The organism is Lutibacter agarilyticus (assembly GCF_900188235.1).
GTDB lineage: Bacteria > Bacteroidota > Bacteroidia > Flavobacteriales > Flavobacteriaceae > Lutibacter > Lutibacter agarilyticus.
On sequence record NZ_FZNT01000013.1, the window covers coordinates 23,519 to 36,158 of the forward strand.

Annotated in this window: 6 protein-coding genes; all 6 read left to right on the plus strand. The window is 31.0% G+C overall.

The window, feature by feature from the left end; genetic code table 11:
- Positions 1–139: 139 nt before the first annotated feature.
- The 6 genes from CHB67_RS16535 (at position 140) to CHB67_RS16560 (ending at position 12,612) form a co-directional block, all read left to right on the plus strand.
- Positions 140–4,405 (plus strand): hybrid sensor histidine kinase/response regulator transcription factor, encoded by a 4,266-nt coding sequence (locus tag CHB67_RS16535; protein ID WP_089382918.1) that lies wholly within the window; start codon positions 140–142, stop codon positions 4,403–4,405.
- 305 nt (positions 4,406–4,710) lie between these two features.
- Positions 4,711–5,490: a ThuA domain-containing protein gene (locus CHB67_RS16540; protein ID WP_089382919.1), complete on the plus strand. Its 780-nt coding sequence runs from the start codon at positions 4,711–4,713 to the stop codon at positions 5,488–5,490.
- 636 nt (positions 5,491–6,126) lie between these two features.
- Complete coding sequence (locus tag CHB67_RS16545; protein ID WP_089382920.1) at positions 6,127–9,288, plus strand: SusC/RagA family TonB-linked outer membrane protein; 3,162 nt, start codon at positions 6,127–6,129, stop codon at positions 9,286–9,288.
- Between the two features lie 17 nt (positions 9,289–9,305).
- Positions 9,306–10,838: a RagB/SusD family nutrient uptake outer membrane protein gene (locus tag CHB67_RS16550; RefSeq protein ID WP_089382921.1), complete on the plus strand. Its 1,533-nt coding sequence runs from the start codon at positions 9,306–9,308 to the stop codon at positions 10,836–10,838.
- Positions 10,839–10,929: 91 nt separating this feature from the next.
- A complete protein-coding gene (locus tag CHB67_RS16555; protein ID WP_089382922.1) occupies positions 10,930–11,787 on the plus strand; it encodes an amidohydrolase family protein in 858 nt (285 codons plus the stop codon).
- Between the two features lie 12 nt (positions 11,788–11,799).
- Entirely contained in the window at positions 11,800–12,612 is an 813-nt protein-coding gene (locus CHB67_RS16560; protein WP_089382923.1) for an SDR family oxidoreductase, read from the plus strand.
- Positions 12,613–12,640 lie beyond the last annotated feature (28 nt).

Genomic DNA, 12,640 nt, shown 5'->3' on the forward strand with positions numbered 1-12,640 from the left:
CAGAATAAGATGAATTATATATAAATGAGTTATGCTACTTAAAACAACTTATCTTGTTTAAGATAATTTGTAGAAGTGTTGTTTAGTCTTTAATTGTAACTATATTTGGAGAAAACCAATTCTAAAACATAAAATTTAAATGAATAAACTAGTGAGAAAATATATTTTTGTCAGTCTTTTTTTACTACTGCATCTGTCTATGTTTTCTCAATGGCGTTTAAATCAAATAGCTGGAGATGAGGGGTTATCAAATAATACTGTTACAAGTATAATTCAAGATAGGGACGGATACTTGTGGTTTGGTACTTTTAATGGCTTAAATAAATACGATGGTTACTCAATGAAGCAATTTAACTTTGCTTCAGGTTCTAGTGGTTTAAGTAGTAATGTTATTTTTAAATTATTTGAAGACAAAGATGGTTTTGTTTGGGTTGGAACGGAAGCTGGTTTAAATAGAATTAATACAAAAACTGGAAAAATTGATGTTTATTTTAAAGGAAGTAATGAACCTACATATTCAGGTAAAAGTGTAATTCATCAGTCAAAAACAGGTGTTTTTTTTATAAATACAACTAAGGGAATAAAGTTTTTTGAAATAGATTCCCAAGGAAAATTGGAATATGATTATTTTTTGAAGAAATATGATGATATCAACTTAAATATTCAAAACTTAATAGCTTCTGCAAATGGAAAATATTGGTTTTTAACGCCTTCAGCAAAAGTTAAATTACACCAAGTAGATATTATTAAAGACGGAAAAACTCCAAAATTAAATTTTGACGCAACAGACTATACAAAACCAATATTTGGAAAGGATGAAATTATACTTGATATGTTGGAATACCCAAAGAATACAATTTGGGTTGTCAATAATAATCTTGAATTATTGAAGATAAAACTGAATGATGATTTAAAGGTTATAGAATCTAAAAAAATTGCACTTAGATCAGGTATTCGCAATGAACAATTAAAAGTGCAACGCAGTGTAAATTTGTGTAGTGATAATGAAGGAAGGATATGGATTGCAGGAAATGGACTTTTTTTGAATTATAATACAGAATCAGGTGAAATAAATAATTTATCTCAAAATAATCAGTTAAAAAAATTAATTGGTAGTCAGGAAATTAAAGAAATTTTTATTGATAATTCTAATATTCTTTGGTTATGTACCTTAAATAATGGGCTGTATAAAATGGATTTAGACAATCATACATTTTACAATTCAACAGAATATTTAAATTACAATACATCATCAGCGCTATTCAAATCCCCAATATTGTCTATGTGCGAAGATCAAAAAGGTAATTTTTGGTTTGGAACACAAGGTGGTACAGTTGCGGTATTGGGGAAAAATGGGTTACAGCATAATTTATTAGCCAATAAATCAAAATCTCCAAACATAGATAGTTATTCAATAAGTGTTAATAATACAGCTAAAACATTTATAACACCTGAGGTAAAACGATTGATGAGAGATAGAAAAGGTGCTATGTGGGTAGGAGCAATGAATGGCTTAAGTAGGGTAGAATATAATGAGGCTTCTCACACTTTTAAAATTAAAACATTTGATAGTATAAAAGATAATCAGGGAAATAGTATTCAAAGTCGTGTTTTTGCTATTGAAGAAGATAAAAATGATGCTATTTGGTTTGGAGCTTGGGAAAATGGTTTAGTCAAAATGACTTTTAATGAACAAAACAATTCATACCATACTGTTAATTACAGAGCTTCACTTAAAGATTCTACTAGTTTGTCAAATAACAATATCAGAGATATATTAGAGGATAGCCAAGGTAATATTTGGGTAGGAACTATTAATGGACTTAATAGGTTAATACACTCCGAAATGGGAGACATAACATTCGAGAGGTTCTATAGTAATTTAGCAGATGCTATTTCTTTGAGTAATGACTATATCATGGATATTTATGAGGCTAAAGATGGTAATTTATACGTTGGTACCTATGGAGGTGGTGTAAATCGGATAAAATATGCTGATAATGGCGCTATAGAATTTAAACACTTTACTGTTGAAAATGGGTTGCCAAGTAATGTAGTTTATCAAATTAGAGAAGATTTTGAAGGGAATATTTGGTTAATGCATTCAAGAGAAATTTCAAAGCTAAATCCTCATAATGAAACCATTATTTATTTTGAAAAGAAAGATGGGTTTAATGTAGATGAGTTTATGGATAGTGCTATGGAGTTTACTTCAACAGGAACAATGCTTTGCGGCGGTGTAAATGGTTTTACATTTTTTAATCCTAACAGTTTAACAGTAAATACTCAGAAACCTCAGTTAACGATTACAGACTTTAAACTTTTTAATGAGTCTGTTAAGGTGAATGAAGAAATTGAAGGTAGAAATATACTTACAAAAGGTATAAATAAAACTACAGAGATTGTGTTACCATACAATTTAAATTCTTTTGAATTTGTTTTTTCTAGCATGCATTTTTCCAATCCAGAAAAAAACAAATATAAATTCATTTTAGAAGGGTTTGAAGAAAAACAACAAACATCAATGGGTAAAGAGCGTAGATTCGCCTCCTATACAAATGTACCACCAGGTAATTATATTTTTAAGGTTTACGGGTCTAATAGTTCGGGTATTTGGAATGATGTTCCAAAACAAATAAAAATAAAAATTACTCCACCATGGTACTTAACAACCACGGCTATTTTGTTTTTTATAGCTTTATTTTTTGCTATTATTTATATCATTATTAAAGTTAGATGGCATCAAATAAAATTAAAGAATGACCTTAAATTAGAAAGCGCATTGCACGAGAAATCTGAAGAAATTAATCAAATGAAATTACGGTTTTTCACGAATATTTCCCATGAATTAAGAACACCTTTAACATTAATTATAGGTCCTCTTGAACAAATTATGAAAGGTAGTAATGATGAACAATACCTACAGCGTTTAAATGCCATAATGTACAAGAATTCAACACGTTTATTACGCCTAATCAATCAATTACTTGATTTTAGAAAAGCAGAATCTAGCAACATAAATTTAATAGTAGAACAAGGTAATTTAGTTAATTTTATTGAAGAAATTTATCATGCTTTTGAAGAAATTGCTTTAGAAAGAAATATAGATTTTACTTTTAAAACAACTGAAAAAACGATTGATGCATGGTTTGACAATGATAAAATTGAAAAAATAATATATAACTTACTATCCAACGCCTTTAAATTTACCGAGCCAAATAAAAAAATTGAATTATCTATTGAAACAGAAACCAAGAATGCTAAAGATTATGCCATAATTAACGTGGTTGATGAGGGCATTGGAATAGCTAGTGATGATTTATCAGGTGTTTTTGAAAGGTTTTATCAGGTTAAAAAAGAAAGTAACACCATTCAAATGGGATCGGGTTTAGGCTTGGCATATACAAAACGTCTTGTTGAAATTCACAAAGGAACTATTAACATTCATAGTATTATTGAAAAGGGTACAACTTGTACTATTGCTATTCCTATTTCAAAAATTGAATATGAACAGGATTCTATTTTAGAGGTTCAACCTAAACAATACGATTTTAGTTTTATTAAAAATGAAATTAAAGATTTTAAGGATATACTCTCCGAGTCTTCTAATACTTCTAAAACAGTAACGCATAAAAATGAAACACAAACCATTTTAGTAGTAGAAGATAATAAAGACTTAAGGGAATATTTATTTGACTATTTTCAAAATTTCTACAAAGTGTTAGTAGCGCCTAATGGTGAAGAGGGATTAAAAATAGCTTTAGAAAAAGGTCCAGACCTTATCATTTCAGATTTAATGATGCCTAAAATGAATGGTATTGAAATGTGTAAGAAAATTAAAAATGATATCACAACAAGTCATATACCTGTAATTATTCTTACAGCTAAAGCAGGAATAGAAAATGAAAAAGAAGGTTTGGAAACAGGTGCTGATGAGTTTGTTTTAAAGCCATTTAATATGGAAGTTTTAAAACTAAGAGTTCATAACATCTTGCGAACCAAACAGCAATGGGCTGAAAAATTTAAGACAAAACCAACCTCATCTACTTGGAAAGAACTGTCGAGTAAATTAGATCAAGAATTTTTAAAGAAGTCCTTAGAAATTATTAAGAAAAATATAGATAATCCAGATTATTCCGTAGAAAAGTTTGCATTGGATGTGGGGATGAGCCGTTCGGCACTTTTTAAAAAAATAAAATCAATCACAGGTGAATCAACTTCTGAGTTTATTAGAACCATTAGAATAAAGCGTGCCTCTAATCTTATTCAATCTGGTCAATATTCAATAACTGAAGTTGTTTTTATGGTTGGTTTTTCAGATCCTAAATATTTTAGAACATGTTTTAAAAAGCAGTTTGGAGCAACCCCGAGTGAATACCTTAAATCTTTTAGATCAAAAGTATAATAAAGTTAATAATTCTAAGATATCACAGTGATTAGTGTTAAGGTTAGATGTTTATGTTTTTATAAAGAATATAAAAATAGCCAAAGAAGTAATGAAAAAAGATGCTTATAAGCTTCAAAAAAAAATATATTGATTGCTAGTGTCCAACTTTATGTTGCAATACACTGTTTTATCTATCAAAATACTGATCCCAAAACCTTAAAATATATTAATTAATCTAGATTCAAAAGAATAAACTTTGGGATACATCAATTAAAAAAGCGTTAATTCATAATCTTAAAAATAAATAAAACATAAATATTGTGATGAGAGAATATTCTAAAATATTAAGTTTTTGTTTAGTTTTTGTGGCAACAAGTAGCTTATGCGCACAACAATTTAAGGTGCTATTGTTTACCAGTCCAGATAGGTGGCATAATCAAACCATACCAGTTGCTGTTAAACAATTTAGAAAGCTTGCAGATAAACATGATTTTAATTTAGTTTGGGAGCAATCAAATGGTAATATTAAAAATGTATTTACTGATAAATATCTAAGTCAAGTAGATGTAATTGTTTTTTTGCATTCCAGAGGTTATAATCTTTCTGAAGAACAAATGGATAGTTTTAAAAAATTTATTAGAAGTGGAGGTGGTTTTGTAGGTATTCATGCTGTTTCAGCTAATAAAAAGCAAGAATTGTGGTTTAAACAATTGGTTGGTCGTCAATTTATAGATCATCCTGAAAAACAAACAGCAGTTATTAGTATTGAAGATAAAACACATCCATCAACCATACATCTTAATGAAAAATGGATTTGGACAGATGAGTGGTATTCTTATGGAGAACCTCTTACAGGAAATTTACACCTATTATTAAAAGTCGATGAAAAAACATATAATCCTAATAAAACTTGGGGCGATAACACACGTTTTACTGCAATGGGAAATTTTCACCCAATTGCTTGGTATCAAGATTTTGATGGTGGAAGATCATTTTATACTACCTTAGGACATATTCCTGAAGCCTATAACGACCCTTGGTTTTTAGCTCATATTTATGGAGGTATTTATTGGGCAGCAACAGGTTTAGGTATTGAAAAATAACATATACAAAATGAAATTATAAGTTCTCAAATCTTTTTTTAAGAATAGCTTCAAGGTAGTCTTTTTTATAGCTATTTTTTTATTAAGCAATAATGCAAATACTTAAATTTGAGTTGCAACTGACTTTAACCATAGATGTCCTAATTGCTTAAATTATATGGATAATAAATAGATTTACTATCATTTAAATTCAACCTAGTAATTTGGTGTTGCCTATATTCAAAACCAAGCCAAAGAAAATGAGTTTTATTGTATCATACTACTGGTGTTAATTCATTTTCTAAACAAGTTAATGGTTGGGAGTTAATTTCAATGTTATACAATTATCAAAAAGAGAATTGACTAGCTTTTAATCTAACAAAGGTCTTAAATCCTATTCTGTAATCAGAAACTCTTATTTATTTAAGCTCTCATAATTTATAGTTATCAAATTAAAATCACTTGTTTAAGTAGGGATTTACTGAAGTTAGAACTTAAAATTCTCTTTAAAAATCATTTCAAACACGCTATTTCTATAAAAATCAGCAAATAATTTAGATAAAAACATTTCACCTTGTCAAAAATCCATAATACCCTGTCTTAGATGAAGTCTATAATTATTATTGTATCATATTAACCAAACATTAATTTAATATTATGAGAAAAATTAGAGTGCTTTATTTGTTGTTTCTGCTTCCGTTAATGGCAGTAGCACAAAGCAATAATATCGAGGGAATTGTTTTAAATGAAAATAGTGTGCCTTTACCTGGAGTAAATGTGCTTATTAAAGGAACTAATATTGGTGTTTCTACTGATTTTGATGGTCTTTTTTCAATAACCGTTCCTGAAAAAGGTGGAACATTAATGATTTCATATTTAGGTTACGAGAGTCAAGAGTTAACAATTGGTGATACTACTAAATTCAAAATTCAATTGTTACCAGATGCTGAATCTCTTGAAGAAGTAGTGGTTGTAGGATATGGTACGCAACGTAAAAGTGATTTAACAGGTGCTGTTACTTCTGTAAAAGTAAGTGAGGTACAGAAATCTCAATACAATACAGTTGATGCGATGCTTCAAGGTCGTGCTGCTGGTGTACAAGTTACACAGAATGTAGGAAGTCCAGGTTCAGGAGTATCTGTTAGAATTAGAGGGGCAAGTAGCTTGCGAGGAAATAATGAACCGCTTTATGTTGTAGATGGCGTTATTATTTCATCGGCAGGTGAAGATAGTGCAGATGCAGGAGGTGGTAACTCGAGATTACAGCCGCAAAGCGGATTAAACGGTATAAATCCACGTGATATTGAAAGCATGGAAATACTAAAAGATGCATCAGCAACAGCTATCTATGGGTCTAGAGGGGCAAATGGAGTTGTTTTAATAACTACAAAAAAAGGTAAAGCAGGTGCTAAGTCTTCAATACAGGCATTTGTAAATAGCAGTGTTGCAACTGTAACAAAAACATATGATGTGTTAGACGGTGTAGGATTTGCTGAGTATAAGAATGAGACGGCTACAATAAACAATCAGCCAATTCCTTATAGTATACAAGGTGGGCAAGTATATCCAATAAATTATAACAATAATGGTGAACCAGTTGTAAGTACTAATGCTGCTGATCAACATGACTGGCAAGATGAATTATTTAAAGCAGGTTTTTCTAATTCAGCAGGAGCTTCTTTTAGTGGTGGTAGCGAGACTGGAAATTACTATATTTCTACCGTATATAACGACCAAAATGGTATTGTAGATAATACGAGGTTACAAAGTGGAACCTTTAGTATTAATTTAAATCAAGATTTATCTCCTAAGCTTAGCGTAAGTGCAAAATTAAGTGCATTCTATTCAGATGGAGATTTTGCAAATGCAGGTGATAAGGCTGGTGGAAATCGAGGTTTTATTAATCAGCTTACCCTTTATCCTCCTTTAATATTAAATCCAGCAGATGTTGAAAATCAAGATGATTTAGAAGTAAGGGGGCCAACTACTTTTATTGATGATTTTGAAGATGTAGCGGAAGAAAAAAGATACATTGGATCTATAAATTTAACATATAAAGAATTATTTGGAGTAAAAGGATTAAACTACAAACTTCAACTGGGAGGTAACATGCGAAGTAAAAAACGTAAACGCTTTTTTGGCTTATCAACTTTTGTTGGGAGTTTTAGTAATGGATCTTTATCAATTTCTAATTTAGATTCAAAGTCTTACCAAATCAATAATTTATTCAGCTATAATAAAACGTTTAATAAAATACATAGAGTTAATGCAGTTCTTGGATTTACGTATGATGTTAAGGATAATGAAAGTTCAGTATATAGAGTAGAAAATTTTTCAACAACAGAGTTTGGTGTAGATGCTCCACAATATGGTCAATTTGTTGCATTACCATTAACTGTTAACCCATCAAAAACCCAATTACTATCATACTTGTCAAGGGTTAATTATACACTTAATAATAAGTATATTTTTACAGGAAGTATTAGAGCAGATGGATCCTCAAAATTTTCTAAAGAAAATAGATTTAGTTATTTTCCATCGTTTTCTTTAGCGTGGAGAGCAGACAAGGAGGCATTTCTTGAAAATGTAGATTTTATAAATAACTTAAAGTTGAGAGCTGGTTGGGGAGCTACCGGAAATCAGGGTATTTCAGCGTATAATACATTTGCTAATTACGGTCCTGTATTATATGGAAACACTAATGAAGGAACGGATATAGGGTTTACACCTTTTAACGTAAGTAACCCTAATCTTAAATGGGAAACTACAAGGCAATTAAATTTAGGATTAGATTTTGGATTCTTTAGAAATAGATTGAATGGTTCTGTTGATGTTTATGACAAACAAACCGATGACTTATTATTAAATCAACCTTTACCAACTTCAGCAGGTTTTGGTTCACTTTTGGTAAATAGAGGAAGTATTAATAATAAAGGTCTTGAGTTTACTTTAGAAGGAGTGATTGTTGATAAAAACGATTTTTCTATTAAAATAGGTGGAAATATAGCGTTTAATAGAAATACAGTACAAAACCTTGGACTTGCTCCGTCAGATATTTATATCAACGGAGAACTTGAATCAAGAAGTTATTATTTAGGACAGAATATTTCTTCTGGTTTATATTTTAAAGCACCAGCAAATATTTTTATAGAAGGTGAACAAATAGGCTTGTTTTACGGGTTTGAAACAGATGGTATCTACCAAACAGAAGATGCAATAACAATTTCAGATACACAGCCAGGAGATATAAGAATTATAGATCAAAATGGTGACAATAAAATTGATGGTTCCGATAGAACCTTAATAGGTGATCCTAATCCAGAATTTGTTTACGGAGGAAATCTAAATGTTAGCTATAAAAATCTAAGTTTAAGCGCACAGTTTAGCGGTGTATACGGTAACCAACTTGCAAATGGAAATTTATTGCAAATAGGAACTCCTGAAGGAGGTTATAACAATATTCTTACAGAAACGTATCAAAATGCTTGGAGGCCAGATACTCAATCTAATACATATCCTAGAATTGGGTACGACAAGGAGATTACTGCAACAGCAATTACAGATAGAATTATTGAAGATGGAAGTTTTTTAAGAATGAGTAATATAACCCTAATGTTTAATGTTCCAGTAGAAGATATTAAAACATTCAAAGAGGTAAGTATATTTATTTCAGGACAAAATTTACTAACATTCACTAAATATTCAGGCTACGATCCAGAGGTAACAGATTTTTCTTGGACAGGAAATATAGTAGGTGTTGATTTTGGAGGGTTTCCAAATGCAAAGCAAATCACTTTAGGCCTAAATCTAAATTTTTAAATTAAAAAAGTACAAAGATGAAAAATATAAAGCATATAATTTTAATGATGATGGCAATACTAGCTACAAGTTGTAGTCTAGAAGAAGAGCCTACATTTTTAGCAAATGAAAATGTATATAATACTAGCGGCAATGCTAAAGCTGCACTTAAGGGGATATATTCAACAATGGTTGGTTATAGCTATTATGGTAATGATTTTATGATGTTAACAATATTAAATTCGGGTTTTGGTGTAACCAAGCGTGGAGGTAATACTAATAAAGTTGTAGATAATATAACCATAGCATCTTTAAAACCATTAAGTGGTGGACTTCATTTGGGGAATTCCTGGAATGAAATTTATAGAACAATAGGTCGTGCTAACGATGCTATTACTTCTGCAAATGAAACAAGTTATCCAGTGGAAACAGAAGAATTAGTGATTAATGATGTTATAGGTCAAGCCTATTTTGTACGTGCGTTTAACTATTTTAATCTTGTTAGACTTTGGGGAGAAGTACCTTTAAGACTATTGCCCGTGTCTCCAGCAACAATAAACATGGCGAAGTCACCTGTTAAAGAAGTGTATGCGCAAATTATTGATGATGTAAAAAAAGCACAAGAATTAATGAATGGGTCGGTAGGTGAAGGTACACCTAAACCACACGCAGCTGATATGCTTTTGGCAAAAATTTATATGACTTTGGCAACTGCACCTGTAGGTGTGCAAGACCCAGGAGTAAACTATTGGCAATTAGCTTATAATGAGGCGATAAAAGTTTATGGAGTTTATAGCCTTTTACCAAACTATACTGATTTATTTAATGATACTAAAGGTAACAATACTTTAGAATCTATTTTTGAAATTCAATCTTCTGAATTAGCATCTTTAGATCATGCGAGAGCATTTACACCAAGTAATTATATTAGTGCCAATACCTTCGGTTGGTTAAAAATAAATGCAGAAGCATTTGATTTACATAGAAATACGTATCCTGATGATGAGCGTATCATAGCTACTTATGTAAGTTCATTTACAATGCAAAATAACGGTAGACTTAGTAGAGCTTATCCTGATATACCTTGGGGTACTGGTAGACCAAACTTTAACGGTGGTTTTCCTCATTTATTGAAAATAGGTTCAACTAATCAAAACAGTGAATTAAGAGTAACCAATAAAAATTTCAAGCTTTTTAGGTATGCTGATTTATTGCTAATGCTTGCTGAAATTTCTAACGAGCTACAAAATGGTGAACAGCTTGGTTATGTAACAGAAGTGTTGGATAGAGTAGGTATTGTACCACCTGCAGATTATTCAGGAGATCAAGTATCTTTTAGAAATGCCATAATGAAAGAATATCAGTTTGAACTTATGGGAGAAACTCATGGATGGTTTAACAACAGACGTCGTGGGTATGATTACTTTTTGAATAACATTATTATTCCACATAACACAGCAACAACATTTCTACCGAATGTAGACGTTACTCATGATACTAATGAAGAAACGGTAATGACCTTACCAATTCCTAATCTTGAAATAAATACAAACGAATTGATAGATAACTAATTTAATAAACAAACAAAAGCGAATATGGAGATCGTGCTATAATTTCTATTTAAAACTATTTAAATATTCGCTTTAGTAAAATTTATAAAAAATGGATTTACCTATTATTGATACTCATATACATATTTGGGATTTGAAAAAGCTGACTTACCCTTGGTTAAAAAATATGCAACCTATTGTAAATCAAACCTATTTAATGTCTGATTATGATAAAGCTATTGGGTGTCAAAAGGTGGAGTCTATGGTTTTTGTACAATGTGAATGTAAACCTGAACAATTTCAGGAGGAATTGCAATGGGTTCAAAATATCGCAGATGTAGATAAGCGCTTACAAGGCATAATTCCTTGGGCTCCATTACACACAGGAAATGCCGTTGAACCTATACTGCAAGGTTTTAAAAAGGATCCAAGAATTAAAGGGGTACGTCAAATTATACAATTTGAAGAAGATCCAGATTTTTGTTTAAAACCCGACTTTATAAGAGGTGTACAATTACTAGGACAGTACGGATTACATTTTGAAATAACAATAGATCCTTCACATTTCAAAGCAGTAATGAAATTAATTGAAAAGTGTCCAGATACACGTTTTATTCTAGATCATATAGGTAATCCTAATATTGATAAGCAAGAGTTACACCCTTGGAAAGAACTTATAAAGAACTTTGCAGATTCAGGACCACACTATTGTAAGTTTTCAAACTTTTTAGGCAATGCAAATTTAAAAAACTGGAAAATAAATGATTTAAAACCTTTTTCTGAAGTGGTAATTGAAAGCTTTGGACCTAAACGCTTAATCTGGGGTAGTGACTGGCCTCCATTAGAGCGAGCGGCAACATGGCAAACTTGGTTGCAAGTTGCAGAAACATTAACCAAAGATTTAAATGAAAACGATAAAAGTCTTGTGTTTAGGGAAAATGCCATCCAATTTTATGGGTTAAATAATTAAAAAATATAAAAAATGAACTTTAATAGATTTAAAAATAAGGTAGCCATAGTTACTGGAGGCTCATCGGGTTTAGGTTACTCAATTGTAGAAGAGTTTTGTAAAGAAGGAGGTAAAGTCCTTTTTACGGGTATCAGTGATAGAGGTATTGAGGTTGAACATAACTTTAAAAAGGAAGGCTATAATGTTACTTTCCTCCATGGTGATATGGGGCTAGAAGAGTTCTGTAAAGAAACTATTTTGAAGACCATTGAAATTTATGGGAAAATAGATTGCTTGGTAAACAATGCCTTTTCTTTTACAGCTAAAGGAGTTAACGCAACAAAGGAAGACTGGTTGTGTAGTTTAAATACCGGTCCAGTAGCATTTGCAAGAATGGTTCAATTTGCTGTTCCTTATATGAAAGAAAATGGAGGAGGTGCAGTAGTAAACATTTCAAGTATTTCCGCGTATATAGCTCAAATAGATCGCTGGACTTATAATGCATCGAAAGGAGCAGTACATCAATTAACAAAATGTCAAGCCTTGGACTTAGCAAAATTCAATATTCGTGTTAATGAAGTCGCACCTGGATGGACTTGGTCTAACGAAACAGATAAAGCAGCAGATTTAGATGGTGGAGGTCGTGAAAAATGGGGTCCAATTTGGGGGAAATTTCAAATATTAAACCGAATGGCACAACCAATTGAAATAGCAAGACCTACACTTTTTATGCTTAGTGATGATGCGTCATTTATAACAGGAACTACATTAGATGTTGATGGTGGATACCTTGCATTAGGACCTGAAGGTTTAGGAGAATCAACTGTAAATGCTGGCTCAAAATAAATAAGGAATCTCTATATAATTTATAAAT